The sequence below is a fragment of the Cobetia sp. MC34 genome (genome assembly GCF_018340035.1).
Classification (GTDB): Bacteria; Pseudomonadota; Gammaproteobacteria; order Pseudomonadales; family Halomonadaceae; genus Cobetia; species Cobetia amphilecti.
The window spans coordinates 1-16,748 of sequence record NZ_JADPPY010000035.1; the positions used below are offsets into that span (position 1 = coordinate 1).

The window sequence follows — 16,748 nt, forward strand, 5'->3', positions numbered from 1 at the left end:
TTAAAATCGCCGTACTGGCGAAGAAAGTCCAACTTCGCGTGGCCAAAATCTTCGATTTCATCCCAACCTTCTGCACCACAGATCACCGCACAGACGATCAGAAACAAGATATCCGACAGCTGATGCTTCACTTTCCACGCCTGGCGGAAGTCGGGAACAATCGATAAATGGTGCATAAGAGACGGTGTCAGCATCGGATCATCCATGAGCGAAAGCTGCTAAATGACCACATGAGGTCCTTTTGGTAAAGCGCTACGAGGCCCGTCGTAGAGCGGTTTTTCATGCATTTTCCCTGCCTAATGGGGGGAGAAGATGTCAGCCGTCGACCACTTCGGTGCTGCCATCCTCGCGCAGGCAGATACGGCGACGCCTGCCGACCTGGAAGCCAAGCATGGCGGCGCTCAGCAGGATCAGCGCGAACAGCGACGCGATCACGCGCAGGTCGGCCGTGATTTCCAGCAGAATGCCGACGGCGAGTGGCCCGAGGGCGGCCAGCATGTAGCCGGTGCCTTGTGCCATGCCGGAGAGGGCGCCCGCCAGACGTGCATCGGAGGTGCGCAGCACCAGCAGCGTCAATGCCATCGAGAAGCTGCCCCCCTGGCCGAAACCGAGCAGCACGGCGAACAGCCAGCGCAGTGACAGCGGCCCGATCATCAGTCCCAGCAGGCCGATGGCGGTACAGGACAGCAGTAGCAGGATGGCGGGGCGCTGGTCGCGCCCCATGCGGCCGATCACGGGGGCCAGCAGGGCGGTGAGCACCTGTGCCATTACCGAGGCGGCCATCAGCCAGCCGGATTCGATATCGCTCAGGCCGCGCTGCTGGAGCAGGAAAGGCAGCCAGCCAAAGACGATATAGGCCAGGGAAGACTGGCAGCCCATGAAGAAGGTGACCTGACGGGCCAGCGGCAGGTGCCACAGGCGGGGGGTGGCCTGCTGTTGGCTGGTCATCTTCTCTGGCCACGGGTGGGGCATGCTCAGGCGCCAGGCGGGAAGCGCGATCACCACAAGCAGCGCCCAGCAGGCCAATGAGGCTTGCCAGCTGTCGAGAAGATTGGCCAGTGGCACGCTGAGTCCCGCGGCCAGCGCCGCACCAAGACATAGTGCCATGGTGTAAACGCCGGTGAACAGGTCGGCTCGCTCAGGATGCTCACGCTTGACGATGGCGGGCAGCAGGGTGCCGGCGACGCCGATGCTGCCGCCACACAACAGGGTGCCGAGATAGAGCAGCAGCGCCATGTCACTGGCCCGCAACCACAGGGCGATGCCGAGAGTGACCAGGGCAAGGCTGAGGGTGCGCTCTACCCCCAGGCGGCGGGCCAGGCGCGGTGCCAGAGGGGCGAACAGCCCCAGGCAGACGACGGGCAGTGTGGTGAGAAGGCCTGCTGCCAGCGTGCTCAGGCCCAGGTCCTGGGTGATGCGATCCAGCAGGGGCGCCAGGGATGACAGCGCCGGACGCAGGTTCAGGGCGACCAGAATCAGGATGAGCAGGAAAAGGGATGCTGGCATTCGGCGCATGAGGAAACCTGAACGAGAGAACAGGTCTTTGAGAATACCGGCATATGCTCAAGCTGTCTTGCCGCGAGCCGCTCTTCCTCTAACCGGGCCCTGGGCAGCAGAACGCTCGGCAATTGCCGAGCGTTCTGTCTCAATGCGCTTTTCTCGATGGGCCTTTCTCAATGCATCTGTCTTGGCTCAATGTCCCCGTCGCGATTCGCCGCTCCTGTGCCTCAGTACTTGGGCTCAAGCTCCAGCTCGCGTGTCGGGCTGTCGATCCTGCGTGCTGCCGCGCGTTGACGCGTCGTGGCGCCGTCGGCATGCACGTCATGACCGCGGGGAGCGACATTGCGCCATGCGGGCGTCTTCTGCAGGCGCTCGGCATTGGCGCGTGCCGTCTTGGAGATTGGCTGGCGACTCGCCTTGGCGCGAATCAGGGTCATGTCCTCGGTACTCAGCAGCATGCCCTGGGGTGTGCGCTCCAGCACGAGGTGGCCGCGGAAGTGCCAGCAGCGCATGGGGGTATGCGCGACACGATAGCGATGGCCAGCCACCTCCAGCGAGATGGCTTCCTTCGGCTGGCAGCCAAGGGGATGCAGAGTCACTTCCTCCAGCAGCACCAGACGATTAAAGTCGTCCGGCTGAAGTACCTGATTGCCATCATGCATGCGCACCGGGAAGGCATGGTTGTCACGCTGCAGCTCACGCCGCTTGTGACTGACGCTGCCGTTGCCTTCCACGATGCCGGCACCACACACATGCACGAGCTCGCCATCAATCTGTTTGATGACGAGCACCTCGACGTGGCGCTGCTTGAAAAGATGATCACGCAGTGAGCGTAATGGCATGGCTGAAATCCTCATCTACACCATCCGTTGGCTGAGTATATCCGTCAGAGCCCGAGTCATCTCTCTGGCCGACAGGCGCTTCCATGCTGCCTGCCAAGTGATATCTCGCGCTGATAGCCACATCATACGCCGTTCGTGAGCATTTTTCCCGAATCAAGCACCAGTCTGGGGATAAATCATCTTGTCAGGACGCGGCTTCATGACGCCTCTGTCAGTCAGATGACTGAGGACACTGCCTACCCTTGTCGGGTCACTCGTACTTGCCCAGCACGGCCCGGCAGATATCAGCGAAATTGCGTGCTTCCGGCGGGTGTTCCAGATCGAGCCCCAAGGCCTTGCCGACGCGGGAGGCGGCGACCAGACCGCGCACGCTGGGTTTGCCATCGTCGCCCTGCTCGGTCACCAGCAGGTGGGATTCGCCGCTCTGACGCAGTGTCTCGACTAGGTCCCCGACGCGGGCGCGCTTGAGCACGGCGAGAGGAATGCCCTGCAGCTCCGCGCGGGGTATCTGCACCATGTCGGTAGTGACTTCGTCGCGCTGAACATTGAAGCGGGTCATGGCACGCATCACGACTCGGCCGCCCTGCAGCTCACGCGAGGTCACCACGCCGGTGAAGGTGCCATCATGATCGTGGACCAGCAGCAGGCGCACCCCCGCCTGTTTCATGGTCGCCAGTGCCTGACCGATGGAGGCGCTGCCCTGAATGCTGCGACCGGCGGTGACGGCAAAGTCCGTCACCAGCTCACTGGCCGGGCTATCCATGGTGATGTCGCCGATCGGCTGCAAAGGCAGACGAGCGGAGGTGACATGAGAGAGCGTTTCGACGTCGAGGGTATGGTAAGCCGACGGTGCAATGGCATTCATGGACTGACTCCTGTAATCAGATGACGAGCATGTTCTGCGTACTGTGAGTCAGGCGAGGGCCAGGAGTTTCCTGCACGATGGGTAACCTCAGGTTGCTACTGTCGCAACAGTGACAGGATTTTCGGTCTGTCGGGTCAATATTCTTCGCTATCTGTGCGAGATGGGAAATGGATAGATTCCATTTAGGAAACAAAGGCCCCGGCAGGCCGGTACTGGCATGAGCCAGCAGTTTTCTTGCCCCTGACAGCAATGATGCCCACTGCACGAGGCGAGTGGGCATCATTGAGCCGATTCAGGGAGTCATCCCTTCATCAGGGGCTGGCGTTCACGCCTGGGCGCGTCACACCCACTCCTTGAGGTCGCCGCGTACGGCATCCAGGAAGGTGATGAAGTCCGTCTGGTCATCGGCGTCGCAGCGGTCCACCTTGCAGGCCAGCTTCATCTTGGTGCCGGCGACGATTTCGTCATACACCTCGAGCGTGAGTTTCTCGACGCTGGCATCGGCGGGCTCCTGCTCGCCATCCAGCAGGCTGAACGTCGTCATCAGCGTGCCGCGAAGACGCGTGGTGCCGCCTTCCGCGACCACACGACGCACCTTGAGCCAGCCTTCGCGCACCATGATCTCACCCTGCGCATCGCGTTGCTTGTAGATGGTGCGATAGCATGCATTCTCGGAGACGCCCTTGGCGGCCATGCTTTCATAGGCCTTGATCATGCGCGTCGCCATGGTGCCAGCTTCGGCGATCTTGCGGCGGGCAGCACGATGTTCACGTTCCAGGCGGTCTTGCTTGGAGAAACGCTGCCACAGGTGGAAGTCGCGTGTCAGAGTGGTCGCGTCCATTACAGTCTCTCTTCTCTAAAAACGGCGGGGAAAAGTGGGTGACGGCTACTGCCATGTCCAGGCGCTGATGGTGTCACGAAGGCGGGCGATTGTCTGCCCGGTTCTTGCCTCAGACGTCGAGGAGGGCCCGAGTGTCAGGTGGTCTAGGTCATGCAGGCTGGCGATGAGATGTCAGCATTGCCATGCTCAAGAGTACCATTGACTGGTCACGGACTTTCTCCAGCCCGGTCATCATCACGACTGAATCTAGGGCTTAAATCTTCTCTGAACTACTCTGCAAGTCACCCACAAGGCCCACTTTGTGAGAATCTTCGACTGCTGATCCTCGAGATTGCTGATGCTTCACGCTCAGACTCCTGCTACGTGAGCCACGCCGCTGTGATGGGATTGCCAGTCTCGCAGGGGGGGCGCCTGGTACACGTGAGTCACATGCCTGACCGCGCTGCATGCCTTGAAGGATGCGCACTGGTAAGGGCTGTCACGTTTCATACAGCAGCGTGAGATAGAATAGGCAGGTAAAATCATCAGGTAGCGCGCAGCGGAGGCACACGGGAAGTGCCGTAAATGAGGAAGGAATCATGGCGAAAGCAGATCGCCGTCGCAAAGCGGGAAGTCGGCAGGGTGTCTTGCGCACGGTAAACATGAAGTGGCGGTGGCCAGCTCCAGCGGGGCTGGCTGAGCGGCACCTCGTGCTTTATCAGTTGTTCATGTGGATCTATATCAGTGCGCTCGGCTGCCAGCTGGGCTACTTCGTTCTGCTGGGCCTGCAGCCTTATCCGCAGCCGGTGGTGATCAATGTCATCGGCGTTCTGCTCAACGTCCTGGCCATCATGTTCCACCGCAAGGGGTACATGAATTCCGCGTTGCTGTTGCTGGTGGTGCCGATGTCGGCCAAGGCGGCATGGTGGGAATATCAGTTCGGCGCCGAGGGTGGCTTCGAGTATTTCCATATCGTCGCCATCTTCTTCATCTGTATCGCGTCCTTGTCACGCATTCAACGGCTATTGTTCAGTGGTGTCCTGCTGCTGTTCTATATCGGTGCCCAATATCTCACCAGCCCGGTCTATATCGTCTCCTACGAGTTCATGTCGTTGGCCAGTGTCGTCAACCTGGTGATTTCCGTCACCTTCATCGCGGTGGTGGCGGTGCAGATCGGATGGGAAGCTGAGCAGCGCGAGAAGCGCTACCGTCGTGACTTGCGTCATGACCAGTTGACGGGGGCGCTGTCTCGTTTTGCCTTGCTGGAAGAGGGGCCGCGTCTGCTGAGTCGTGGTGGCCTGGGCGTGCTGATGATCGATGTCGATCACTTCAAGGCCATCAACGATACCCAAGGGCATGCGATTGGCGATGAGGTGCTGATAGAGCTGACGCAACGGCTGCGTCACCACCTGCGCGGCAGTGATCAGTTGTGTCGCCAGGGGGGAGAAGAGTTCGTGGCCCTGTGCCCGACGGAGGACAGAGAAGGGCTCCAGCACGCAGCCGAGCGCTTGCTGCTCTCGATCAACAGTCGTGCCTTCACGCTGAGCAACGGCCAGCTGCTGCGGGTCACCATCAGTATCGGAGTGGCCCAGGGTGGACCAGCCGCTTGCGCGGAATCACTGCTGCCGGACCTTCTGCAGCGTGCCGATCAGGCCATGTACCGTGCCAAGCGCGAAGGGCGCAATCGGGTGGTCACCGTCTGGGATACGCCCGATCACGGTGCAGCCAGTCTCGATCAGATCGAGCCGTCTGATCACGACCACCGCCCCGACCACGGTCACAGCCACGACAGCCTGGCCTTGCCAGGCATGCCGCCACTGGATACTCCGGACGATGGATCAGGCGAAGCGGCCTCGGCCCCCAGTCGCTCTGATGTCAGTCACCATGACGATGTGCAGACCGCCGATGAGGTCTATCAGTGGAAGCGCTGACGCAAGGATGATGGCTTTGCCATTTCACCTCATTGGGCGTGATATCCGTGCATGATCCACGCTCTCACCAAGCGGAGAGACAAGTTGATGATGGATTCCTGTGGCAGCGTTTCACGCCAGGTGTCGCGCCGGCTCTTGCGGGGACTGCTGGTGGCGTCGCTGGTCAGTGGTATGCCGCTTGCGGTGGTTCAGGCGGAGGAGTCGCCGAATGCTGCAGCGTCTTCGAGTGACGGGCAGGCGCCTCGGGCGCAAGTGATTGCCGACCCGGCGACACCTTCTCTGCCGCCTGCCGCCAAGGCCAACAACAGCATCTTTCGCTGTGTGCAGTCGGGGGTGCCCACCTGGCAGCAGCAGCCTTGCCAGCAGGGCGATACCCCCGTCACGCTGGATGATTCGCTGACGGTGGTGCCCGCCGCTGACGTGATAGAAGAGACTTCAGGCGAAGACCCGATCGCACAGCGCCTGGCGCGTGAGAAGGAGCGTGCCCTGGCCGCACGTGAGGAGAGTCAGCGCCAGTACCGCATTCGTTCAGCGCTGGATGATGGCTATCTGGTGCAGGGCATGAGCGAGGCACAGGCCATCTCGTTGCTGGGCAAGCCCAGTGATATCAGCGAGACGATTGCCGATGACACGTCCTGCCGTCTGCTGAATTGGTGGGAAGATGTGCGCGTGCAGTTCTGTAACGATGAAGCCGTGTCCATCACGGCCAATCAGCTGGATTGAGTGACTTGCGGTCAGGGCCATCAAGACAAGGGCCGGTGCGAGCTTAGGCGCTCGCACCGGCCCTGTTCGTTCTGTCCGACTCGTACAGACCTGTGCGTCAGCACCAAGACGATGAGCGGGGGTTTCTGGCCGCAAGCCTGCTTGCCAAGAAATTGCTAATATAAGGCATGAACTAGCGTAGAACCCGGCTTTTCCATGTCCGATGTTGCGAAATGGCGACGACCGGGTGGGGAAGTTGCCACATTACCCAGTTTGTCGAACAGTGTTAGATTACTCTCCGAACGCAGCGGCAAGCCCCTCAGGTGTCATCCAGGAGCATGGCTGACTGGCTGACGAGCCAGGCTGCAACACTATTCGGTGAGGAGAACACGCATGAACAAGTCCATCCTGATTGGCGCGATCGTGGCTGCACTGGGCATTGGCGGTGGAGTGGCGATCGGCAGCTATACGGCCAGCAACCCAGGCCCTGAATATGCCGATATCGTGGCGGTGGATGCCGTGACGGAAACCGTGACCACCCCGCGCGAGGTCTGTCACAACGAGACCGTGACGCATCAGGCGCCCAGCAAGGACACCCACAATGTCGTCGGCACGGCCGTCGGCGCGATCGTCGGCGGTGTAGTGGGCAATCAGTTTGGCGGTGGCAATGGCAAGAAGGTGCTGACAGCTGCGGGCGCCGTGGGTGGCGGTTATGCCGGCAACCAGATCCAGGGCCAGATGAAGAAGGGCGACACCTACACCACGACCGAACAGCGCTGCGAAACGGTGCAGGACGCGTCAGACAAGGTGGTCGGCTACGACGTCAAGGTCGACATGGGTGACGAGACCCGCACCGTGCGTCTCGAGGACAAGCCGGACGTGAAGCGCTTCGAGATCCGTGACGGTGAGCTGGTGCTGCCCCAGCAAGGCTGAGGCCAGCTAGCCGCCAGACAAGAAGACCCCCGACGGATTCCGTCGGGGGTCTTCTTTTTTTGGACATCCAGCTTTCTGGGTATCCAACCGTGCTCTTTTCCATCAGACCGTCAGGTCGTCAGCTGGCATCCGCCGTGGCGGGCAATGCCTTGGCGATCTCGCGTGCCAACTGCTCGCCGGTCACACGCCAGCCTTCGCCCAGGCTATTGACCAGCGCCGGATAGCCGTCATCCGTCAGGGGAGTCAGCGTCTGGATGTCGCCTTCCTCCAGCACGCTGCCATCCACGCCGCGCAGGCGCCAGCGACCGGTGATGACGGACTGGCCATCGTGGCGGCCGATGAATCGATCCAGGCTTACGCTCAGGCGTGCGCCCTTGAGGCCGCTCAGGCTGGTGTCCGCGATACGGTACTGGCTCAGCGGTTGGGCGGGGCTGGCCTTGAGCTGCGTCAGCAGCTGGCGGGTCAGCATGTCCTGCAGGTCATCGGCCCACAGGTTCTGGCTGGCCTGTACCAGCGTGATGTCATCCGTCTGATAGACCAGACTGCCGCCTTCCAGGTAGCTGGCCAGTTGCACCGGCATCACTTCCAGCAGGGGCGCATCGGCGGCAACGCTACGCTGGGCGGCGCCAGCCTGTGTCGTTTGTGGCAACAGGTAGGCGCCACCGGTGGCGGCAGTCGTGCAGCCCGCCAGTGTGCCGAGCATCAGCAAGCCTGCCATCAGGCCGCCGAAGCGGCCCTTGTGCGACGTGGAAGTGCGCGGTGAGGCAGGCGTGCTGCACGCTTGCGGCATGGCGGCTGTGCGGGTCGAGAGACTCATGGCTGTCGTCATCATTGGGCCCTTGGAATCGGATCGCGAGTGGTCGGCTTGTCGAAGATCAGGCTGGAGGGATTCTTCTCCAGCGTGTCGAGCAGTGGTTCCGCCTTCTTGAGCACGCGATCCAGTCGTTCGAGATCGCCTTCCAGCTTGCGGTAGGCGGAAGAATCCGGTGTCAGGCCATCCAGGGTGCGATTGAGGTTGTCGATGCTGGTGCTGATGTCGCCCGGCAGTTTCTGTACCGCCTCGGAACCCAGCAGGCTATCGACATGACCAGCCGTCTTGTCGAGGCGCTTGACCAGACTCTCGGAGGCCGACAGCGTCTTGTTCAGGTTGCTCAGTACCGGCTCGACATCGAGTGCATTGAGCTTGTCGAGCAGGGCATTGAGCTTGGCTTCCATCTGCGCCAGGCCTCCCGAGACGCTCGGCATGACCTCGATATCATCGAAGGTATCGGCCTTGTAGGGCGGCGGGTTGTCATAGAAGTCGAGATCGACGAACAGGGCGCCGGTCAGCAGGTTGCCGGATTTCAGCGTCGCGCGCATGCCACGCTTGAAGAGGCGCTCGAGGCGCTTCTTCCACTGCGCCACGCCTTCATCATCCACTTGCCCCTCGAGGCGTTCGGGCTCGATGCGAATCAGCACCGGAATCTCGAAGCTCGACAGCGTCCGCACGCGCTGGTGGGTCAGGCGATAGGGCACGCTGACCACGGTGCCGAGACGGACGCCGCGAAATTCCACCGGCGCGCCGCGCGACAGGCCACGCACGGTATCGTCGACCATGATCACGTAGTCGATGGCCTGGTGGAAGCTGCCTTCACGGGCCTCTTCCTGGTCGGAATACAGCGTGAAGGAGGTGTTCTCGACCACCGGACGACCACGCGGCAGGTCTTCGGGAATGCCGAAGGCCACTCCGCCGCTCAGTACGCTTTCCAGTGACCCGACATCGACCTGCAGACCCTGGGAATCCAGGCGCAGGCTGACCCCGCTGGTGGACCAGAAGCGCGTGGTGGAGGTCACCAGCTCATGGTAGGGCGAGTCGATATACAGGGTGTAGTGCATTTCCTTCTCGCTGGGGCGGAACTCGCTGGATTCCACGCGCCCGACCACGAAGCCTTCGTAGGTGACGGGGTCGCCATCCGACAGCACGCTGCCATCGTTGCTGGTGAGGTCGATACGTAGCCCCTTGGCGTCCTGCGTCGTCACCGGCGGCTGCTCCAGCGCCACGAAGTGATCCTCCTCATCGCGACTGTCGCCGGGCTGAAGCTGGATATAGGCCCCCGACAGCACGGTGTTGAGCCCACTGATGCCCTCACGACCGATGCGCGGCTTCACGACCCAGAGCCGCGAGTCGGCATTGAGCATGCGCTCGCTGTCCTTGGACATGCGCGCAGTGACGATGGTCTTGTCGAGATTGTCCGACAGACGCACGGATTCGACCTTGCCGACCTCGACGTTACGGGTCTTGATCAGGGTCTTGCCCGCCTCGATACCTTCCGCCGTCTCCATTTCGATCGTGATCAGCGGGCCACGGCTGGCGTAGTTGTGCCACACCATCCAGGCGCCGATCAGCAGGGCCACGATCGGGACTATCCAGATCGGCGAAAGGCGGCGTCGACTTTCACGACGTGCGCGAGAATCATCACTCATAAGTCATCCTGTGAGGCGGCAGCGGAAGGGGGATTGCGGGAAGCATTCGGGGTCGTGAATGGCGTCGTGAACGGAGGCGTTGCCTGCGAGGACGAAGCAAGAGACGCGGAGCCCGTCAGCGGCGTCAGCGGCAGATCACCGAACAGCGTGTTCGCCATCATCGTCTTCTCCGTCTCGGTGTCCCAGACAAGGCGTGGGTCGAAGCTCAACGCCGACAGCATCGTCAGCACCACCACGCAGGCAAAGGACAGCGCCGCGGGCCCCGGGTGGACCGAAATCAGCGCGCCCAGCTGGATCAACGCGGCCAGCAGCGCCACCACGAAGACATCGACCATCGACCAGCGCCCGACATATTCGGTGATGCGGTAAAGGGTCACCCGCGCTCGCGCATGTTGCACCTCGGGGCGCTGGGCGCTGATGCACAGCCAGGCGATGGCGATCATCTTCGAGGCCGGCACCAGGATGCTGGCGATGAAGATGACCATCGCGATGGGCCAGTCACCATGTGACCAGAGCACCACGATGCCACCGGCAATCGTCTGCGGGTCATTCTCCCCGAGGCTGACCGTGGTCATGATCGGGAAGAGGTTGGCGGGGATGTACAGAATCGCCGCCGCGATCAGCCACGCCCAGGTGCGCTGCAGGCTCTGCGTCTTGCGCTGATGGACGGGGTCGCCACAGCGGCGGCAGTGGGTGTGAGCCTCCCGTTCGCCGCAGGCGTTGATCAGGCCACAGCTATGGCAACTGGCCAGTCCCTGCAAGGCGGCGCCGATGCCCGGCAGCGTACCGCTGGGGGCGGCTGGCTCGCCCGCCAGCGCGAACCACATGCGATCCCCATCGATGCTGGCCAGCGTCTTGGTCATCAGCAGGGCGAAGGCGCAGAACGCCCAGAAGGAAGGGCCGAAACTGATATCGGCCATGCCGGCGATCTTGACCAGGCTCACCATCACGCCGACCAGAAACACATCCGCCATCATCCACGGGCGCAGGTGGCTCAGGGTGCGCGCAATGCCGCGAATGCCCGGCAAGGGCAGTTTCAGCCCGATGGCCGCATGCGTATAGATGACGCCCAGCAGGTAGAGCGCCGGCAGCATCACGATGGTCAGAATCAGCAGCACGGCCAGGGAAGGATAGGACTCGGCCGTCAGGGCGGCGGGCGTATCGATCAGGCTGAGGCTTGCTGAGATGCCACTGGTGGCAAAGGCGATGAACTCGAAGGGCAGCGTCAGCACCAGCATCACCAGGCACGCCATCGCCAGTGCCAGGGTGCGTTGCACGGCATGGGCATGGCGCTGGGCGAACAGATGATCGCAACGCGGGCAGCGGGCGCGCTCGCCGGCCTTGAGCGCCGGCAGTGCCACGACGAGATCGCAGCACTCGCAGGCACGCATCCGTCGCCGTGACACGCCTGACGTGACAGGCGCGAACACCTGCGGCGGATCACGGGTTTCAAAGGTACGCCGGGTGTAGCGGCGCAGGGCAGCAAGGGGACGAGGCATGTCGCTCCAGCGGGATCGGGTGGTGTATCGCCGTGCCGCGCGTGTTCGGGGCATGCGCAGAGGCGTTGTCAGTCGCGGCTTGACCACGCCTGCGGCTGCGCTCTTGGGACAGCGCTCTCGAGGATGCGCTCTCGAGGATGCGCTCTCGGGGATGCGCCGTCAGCGGTCTGGCCCCATGCACACGCGGCCCTGCGAAGGTATGGGAGCTGTGGAAGCACCAGGCCTGCGCAGGCAAACAGTGTTCAATAGTAGCATGATGCCGCAAAAGGCTGATGGCACTCAATGCTTGCCACGTGAGCGCGCCTTTTTTGCCAGCCTGCAAACAGGCACGCCGCCCGGAGAGGGCGGCGTGCAGGGCCGTCACGCAATGTGACAGCAATGAGGCTTCTGTCGTGATCAGAGATCAGACAAGGTCATCCTCCTGGCGGGCCGCTTCGTGGGCTCGCTTGAGGTCCTTCGGCTCACCGAAGAGGCGGCGCACGACCACATAGCAGACCGGCACCAGGAAGATCGCCAGCACCGTGGCCGAGATCATCCCGCCGATCACGCCGTTGCCGATGGCGTGACGGCTGGCGGCACCCGCACCCGTCGAGATGGCCAGTGGCACGGCACCCAGGGTGAAGGCCAGCGAGGTCATCAGGATCGGGCGCAGACGCATGCGCACGGCTTCCATGGTGGCATCGATCAGCGAGCGGCCTTGCACTTCAAGGTCCTTGGCGAATTCGACGATCAGGATCGCGTTCTTGGCCGAGAGCCCGATGGTCGTCACCAGGCCGACCTGGAAGTAGACGTCATTGTCGAGTCCGCGCATCCAGGTGGCGAGCAAGGCACCCAGCACCCCCAGCGGTACCACCAGCATGACGGAGAACGGAATGCTCCAGCTCTCATACAGCGCGGCCAGACACAGGAAGACGAAGACCAGCGAGATGGCATACAGATATGGTGCCATGCCGCCACTCTGGGATTCCTGCAGCGAGATGCCGGTCCATTCCAGCGCGACGCCACTGTTGAGCTGGCTGACCATCTCTTCCATGGCCTGCATGGCCTCACCGGTGGAGTAACCCGGTGCCGCCTGTCCCAGCAGTTCCATCGAGGAGACGCCGTTGTAGCGTTCCAGCTGCGGCGACCCGTAGGTCCACTCGCCGTTGATGAAGGCGCTCAGCGGCACCATCTCGCCGGAGGTGTTACGTACGTACCACTTCTTGAGGTCTTCCGGCTGCATGCGGGCACTGGCTTCCGCCTGCACATAGACCTTCTTGGTGCGGCCGTTGTCGAGGAAGTCATTGACGTAGGTCGAGCCCCACGCCGTGGAAAGCGTCGAGTAGACCTCTGACAGCGAGACACCCATCGCCGTCGCCTTGAGTTCATCGATATTGAGCGTGAACTGCGGGCTGTCTTCCAGACCATTGGGACGCAGGCCGGTCACGGCCGGATTCTGGCCCGCCATGCCCAGCAGCTGGTTGCGCGCGTCGGTCAGTGCCTTGTGGCCGATGCCGCCACGGTCGACCAGCATCATGTCGAAGCCGCTGGCGTTGCCCAGCTCCATGATCGGCGGCGGGTTGATGGCGAAGACCACGGCTTCCTTCAAGGTGTTGAAGTAGCTCTGTGCTTCACTGACCACGCTGAAGGAATCGCGCTCGCGCTCATCCCACGGCTTCAGGTTGATGAAGGCCAGGCCCATGTTCTGACCGCGACCGGCGAAGCTGAAGCCGGCGACGTCGAACATTTCCTGAACCGCATCTTCCTGATCGACCAGGAAGTGATGCTCGACCTTTTCCAGCGTCTCGAGGGTCTGTTCCTGAGTGGAGCCCACCGGCAGGATGACCTGGTTGAACAGATAGCCCTGATCCTCATCCGGCAGGAAGCCGGTCGAGATGCGCGTGAATACCACGCCACAGCCGACGACGATCAATGCATAGACCAGCATCGAGCGCCCGGTGCGCTTGAGCATGCCGCCAACGCCTTTCTGGTAGCGCGCGTTGGAGCGATCGAAGACCCGGTTGAAGAGGCCGAAGAAGCCGGTGGTCTTCTCCTTGGTCGGCTTGAGCAGGGTAGCGCACAGGGCCGGCGTCAGGATCAATGCCACCAGTACGGACAGCGTCATCGCCGAGACGATGGTCACCGAGAACTGACGGAAGATCGCGCCGGTGGTGCCGGGGAAGAAGGCCATCGGAATGAACACGGATGACAGGACCAGGCCGATACCCACCAGTGCGCCGGTGATCTGGCCCATCGACTTGCGGGTCGCTTCCAGTGGCGAGAGCTTCTCTTCGTGCATGACGCGCTCGACGTTTTCCACCACCACGATCGCATCGTCGACCAATAGCCCGATGGCCAGCACCATGGCGAACATCGTCAGGGTATTGATGGAGAAGCCCAGCACTTCCAGCACCCCGAAGGTGCCCAGCAGCACGACCGGCACCGCGATGGTCGGAATCAGGGTGGCGCGGAAGTTCTGCAGGAACAGCAGCATCACCAGGAAGACCAGTGCCACGGCTTCCAGCAGTGTCATCACCACTTCTTCAATGGAAATCTTGACGAAGGGCGAGGTGTCGTACGGAACCTTGACGCTCATGCCCGGCGGGAAGTAGGCGGACAGCTCATCGAGGCGGTCCTTGACGGCCTGGACGGTGTCCAGCGCGTTGGCGCCCGAGGCCAGTTTGATCCCCAGGCCTGCAGCAGGCTTGCCGTTGTAGCGGCTGACGGTGCTGTAGGTCTCGGCGCCTTTCTCGGCGCGACCGACGTCACGCAGATAGACCTGAGAGCCATCTTCCTGGGTCTTGAGCAGGATGTTGCCGAACTGCTCCGGCGTTTCAAACAGGGTCTGCGCCACGATGGTGGCGTTGAGCTGCTGGCCTTCTTCCGCCGGCAGATTGCCCAGCTGGCCCGAGGCGATCTGGTTGTTCTGCGTGCTGATGGCCGTGGTGACGTCGCTGGTGGTCAGCTTGAAGTTGTTGAGCTTCTGCGGGTCGAGCCAGACACGCATGGCCCCCGGCGCGCCGAACAGCTGGGTCTCGCCGACGCCCTGAACACGTGCGACCTCATCCTGGATGTCGGAGGCGACATAGTCGGTCAATTGCTGCTTGGTCATGCTGCCATCGTCAGAGACGAAGGCCGCGACCATCAGGAAGCTGCCGGAGGACTTGGTGACCGAGACACCCTGGTTCTGAACGGATTGCGGCAGGCGCGGAGTGGCCAGCTGCAGCTTGTTCTGTACCTGAACCTGGGCGATGTCGGGGTCGGTGCCGGTATCAAAGCTCAGCTCGATGCTGGCGTTGCCCTGGGAGTCCGAGGTCGAGCTCATGTACAGCAGATTGTCGATGCCGTTCATCTGCTGCTCGATGACCTGGGTCACCGTGTCTTCCACCGTCTGGGCGGAGGCGCCGGAGTAGGTGGCCTGAATGGTGATGCTGGTAGGGGCCAGCGAGGGGTACTGCTCGATCGGTAGCTTGAGGATACTGAAGATACCCCCCAGCATCACGATGATGGCGAGCACCCAGGCAAAGATAGGGCGATCGATGAAGAATCTGGCCATGACGTTTGAGGCTCCTGGAACGTCGTTCGGGACGGTCGCCAGTCACACGAGAAGCGTCTCTCGTCTGACTGGCGACAGTGGCGCGAAAAGCGGGGGCAGGCTTACTGGCTATCGCCGGTCTTGGCCTGTTCACTTTCCGAGGAGTCGCTGCTGGCAGCAGCCCGCGACTGAGGTGCGGCGTTCTGGTCAGTGCCTGTCTCGTCCGAGGCGATCTCGACCGTGGCACCCGGCTTGATCTTCTGCAGACCGCTGACGATGACCTTGTCATTGCTGTCGAGGCCGCTAGTCACCAGCCACTGATTGTCGATGGCCTGACCGATCACGACCTGCTTGGCCTCGACCTTGTTCTCGGCATTGACCGTCATCACGCTGGCCTGGCCCGTGCTGTCACGGCTCACGGCTTTCTGCGGAATCAGGATGGCATCCTTGGCGACGGCTTCGGTCAGGCGGGCACGCACGAACATGCCCGGCAACAGCAGCTCATCTTCGTTGGGGAACAGTGCACGCAGCGTGACCATGCCGGTTCCCTGGTCGACAGTGACATCCGCGAACTGCAGCTTGCCCTTGGCGCCATAGACGCTGCCGTCTTCCATCACCAGCTCGACTTCCGTCTGGACCGGTGCGGTGGCGGCATCGCGATTCTCGCCCAGCTCACGCTTGAGACGCAGCACTTCGGTGGCGGACTGGGTCAGGTCGACATAGATGGGGTCCAGCTGCTGGACGGTGGCCAGGCTGGTTTCCTGACTGGCCGTGACCAGTGCGCCCTTGGTGACGCTGGACTTGCCGATACGACCACTGATCGGTGAGGTGACCTTGGTGTAATCCAGGTTGATCTGCGCGCTGGATACCGCGGCCTTGGCCGAGGCGACATCGGCACGGTCTTCGCCGACGGTGGCCACGGCATCGTCATAATCCTGCTGGCTGACCATCTTACGCGCGACGAGATTCTTGTAGCGCTTGGCCTTGAGGCTCGAGGTGTTGAGGCTCGCCTCGGCACGCGCCAGGCTTGCCTTGGCGCTCTCGACATCGGCGCGATAGGTGCGCGAATCGATGTGATAGAGCACCTGACCTTCCTCGACGTCACTGCCTTCGGTGAAGTCGCGCGATTCGATGATGCCGCCGACCTGCGGACGCACTTCCGCGATCTGATAGGCACGCGTGCGGCCCGGAAGTTCGGTGGTGAGCGGTACATCCTGGGCAGTGACGGTGACGACATCGACCTGAGCGGCCTGGCTGGCGCCTGCGGCGGGGCCTTGGCCAGCCTCCTCCTTGTCGCCGCTACAGCCGGCCAGCAGGGCACCGACCAGCAGCAGGCTTGCCGGAAGCAGGCCGAGGCGGCGGGCATTGAAAGCCAATGGGTGTCTCTGCAAGCGGGATTGACTGGGGGTAGTCGGGGCCATGGAGCGTCCTTTACGAAATTCAGGGGCTGAAGTGCGTCACTATCGCCACATTGTGACTCACCGCAGGCGCGGCAGGTCAAAGCAACGATGTCATGATGAGGAAGATATTTAGCCCGCTATTCTATCGGAATGGCGAGGCGACTGTATGGTTGTTTTGTGCACTTATTGCGCACCCTGTTGCAACAGATTGTTGCCATGTGAGCAGCATTTTGAACCTCATGGAGGGGGATGCAAGACAATGCAATTCGCTTGCCATGC

General features: G+C 62.1%; 13 protein-coding genes. 3 read left to right on the forward strand and 10 right to left on the reverse strand.

The annotated features are described in order from the left end of the window. The 5 genes from IZU87_RS14535 to IZU87_RS14555 form a co-directional block, all read right to left on the reverse strand. Window positions 1-194: transposase family protein (locus tag IZU87_RS14535; RefSeq protein WP_213115004.1), on the reverse strand; the 194-nt coding region annotated here is incomplete at its 3' end. A 121-nt stretch (window positions 195-315) separates the two neighbouring features. After that, window positions 316-1,506 (reverse strand): MFS transporter, encoded by a 1,191-nt coding sequence (locus IZU87_RS14540; RefSeq protein ID WP_054554976.1) that lies wholly within the window; start codon window positions 1,504-1,506, stop codon window positions 316-318. A gap of 221 nt (window positions 1,507-1,727) precedes the next feature. Then, the gene (locus tag IZU87_RS14545) at window positions 1,728-2,342 is read right to left on the reverse strand and encodes a hypothetical protein (protein ID WP_213115005.1); all 615 of its coding nucleotides are present in this window, start codon (window positions 2,340-2,342) and stop codon (window positions 1,728-1,730) included. A 250-nt stretch (window positions 2,343-2,592) separates the two neighbouring features. Then, entirely contained in the window at window positions 2,593-3,207 is a 615-nt protein-coding gene (locus IZU87_RS14550) for a CBS domain-containing protein (protein ID WP_043331851.1), read from the reverse strand. A gap of 340 nt (window positions 3,208-3,547) precedes the next feature. Then, window positions 3,548-4,048: a hypothetical protein gene (locus IZU87_RS14555; protein ID WP_107335303.1), complete on the reverse strand. Its 501-nt coding sequence runs from the start codon at window positions 4,046-4,048 to the stop codon at window positions 3,548-3,550. A gap of 707 nt (window positions 4,049-4,755) precedes the next feature. Here IZU87_RS14555 and IZU87_RS14560 point away from each other — a divergent pair. From IZU87_RS14560 to IZU87_RS14570, 3 genes are all read left to right on the forward strand, one after another. Further along, entirely contained in the window at window positions 4,756-5,958 is a 1,203-nt protein-coding gene (locus IZU87_RS14560) for a GGDEF domain-containing protein (protein ID WP_213115006.1), read from the forward strand. An 87-nt stretch (window positions 5,959-6,045) separates the two neighbouring features. Continuing rightward, complete coding sequence (locus tag IZU87_RS14565; RefSeq protein ID WP_213115007.1) at window positions 6,046-6,681, forward strand: flagellar basal body L-ring protein FlgH; 636 nt, start codon at window positions 6,046-6,048, stop codon at window positions 6,679-6,681. Window positions 6,682-7,053: 372 nt separating this feature from the next. Next, a complete protein-coding gene (locus tag IZU87_RS14570) occupies window positions 7,054-7,593 on the forward strand; it encodes a glycine zipper 2TM domain-containing protein (RefSeq protein ID WP_213115008.1) in 540 nt (179 codons plus the stop codon). A gap of 118 nt (window positions 7,594-7,711) precedes the next feature. On the opposite strand, the gene IZU87_RS14575 is transcribed toward IZU87_RS14570, so the two are convergent. The 5 genes from IZU87_RS14575 to IZU87_RS14595 all read right to left on the reverse strand — a co-directional run bounded on the left by IZU87_RS14575 (window position 7,712) and on the right by IZU87_RS14595 (window position 16,490). Then, window positions 7,712-8,410, reverse strand: coding sequence for a PqiC family protein (locus IZU87_RS14575; RefSeq protein ID WP_213115009.1), 699 nt, complete (start codon window positions 8,408-8,410; stop codon window positions 7,712-7,714). A gap of 11 nt (window positions 8,411-8,421) precedes the next feature. Next, window positions 8,422-10,056: an intermembrane transport protein PqiB gene (gene pqiB, locus IZU87_RS14580; RefSeq protein WP_054554969.1), complete on the reverse strand. Its 1,635-nt coding sequence runs from the start codon at window positions 10,054-10,056 to the stop codon at window positions 8,422-8,424. Further along, the gene (locus IZU87_RS14585; RefSeq protein WP_213115010.1) at window positions 10,053-11,555 is read right to left on the reverse strand and encodes a paraquat-inducible protein A; all 1,503 of its coding nucleotides are present in this window, start codon (window positions 11,553-11,555) and stop codon (window positions 10,053-10,055) included. Before IZU87_RS14585 ends, pqiB begins: the two co-directional genes overlap by 4 nt. Before the next feature lie 403 nt (window positions 11,556-11,958). After that, window positions 11,959-15,090, reverse strand: a complete 3,132-nt coding sequence (locus tag IZU87_RS14590; RefSeq protein ID WP_213115011.1) for an efflux RND transporter permease subunit — start codon at window positions 15,088-15,090, stop codon at window positions 11,959-11,961. A gap of 101 nt (window positions 15,091-15,191) precedes the next feature. After that, entirely contained in the window at window positions 15,192-16,490 is a 1,299-nt protein-coding gene (locus tag IZU87_RS14595; protein WP_213115012.1) for an efflux RND transporter periplasmic adaptor subunit, read from the reverse strand. Window positions 16,491-16,748 lie beyond the last annotated feature (258 nt).

Bases quoted from the DNA above. Each gene is read 5' to 3' on its own strand.
- IZU87_RS14560 (WP_213115006.1), top strand. From the start codon at position 4,756: ATGTGGATCTATATCAGTGCGCTCGGCTGCCAGCTGGGCTACTTCGTT.
- IZU87_RS14540 (WP_054554976.1), bottom strand. From the start codon at position 1,506: ATGCCAGCATCCCTTTTCCTGCTCATCCTGATTCTGGTCGCCCTGAAC.
- IZU87_RS14585 (WP_213115010.1), bottom strand. From the start codon at position 11,555: ATGCCTCGTCCCCTTGCTGCCCTGCGCCGCTACACCCGGCGTACCTTT.
- pqiB (WP_054554969.1), bottom strand. From the start codon at position 10,056: ATGAGTGATGATTCTCGCGCACGTCGTGAAAGTCGACGCCGCCTTTCG.
- IZU87_RS14550 (WP_043331851.1), bottom strand. From the start codon at position 3,207: ATGAATGCCATTGCACCGTCGGCTTACCATACCCTCGACGTCGAAACG.
- IZU87_RS14595 (WP_213115012.1), bottom strand. From the start codon at position 16,490: ATGGCCCCGACTACCCCCAGTCAATCCCGCTTGCAGAGACACCCATTG.
- IZU87_RS14565 (WP_213115007.1), top strand. From the start codon at position 6,046: ATGATGGATTCCTGTGGCAGCGTTTCACGCCAGGTGTCGCGCCGGCTC.
- IZU87_RS14545 (WP_213115005.1), bottom strand. From the start codon at position 2,342: ATGCCATTACGCTCACTGCGTGATCATCTTTTCAAGCAGCGCCACGTC.
- IZU87_RS14570 (WP_213115008.1), top strand. From the start codon at position 7,054: ATGAACAAGTCCATCCTGATTGGCGCGATCGTGGCTGCACTGGGCATT.
- IZU87_RS14590 (WP_213115011.1), bottom strand. From the start codon at position 15,090: ATGGCCAGATTCTTCATCGATCGCCCTATCTTTGCCTGGGTGCTCGCC.
- IZU87_RS14575 (WP_213115009.1), bottom strand. From the start codon at position 8,410: ATGAGTCTCTCGACCCGCACAGCCGCCATGCCGCAAGCGTGCAGCACG.
- IZU87_RS14555 (WP_107335303.1), bottom strand. From the start codon at position 4,048: ATGGACGCGACCACTCTGACACGCGACTTCCACCTGTGGCAGCGTTTC.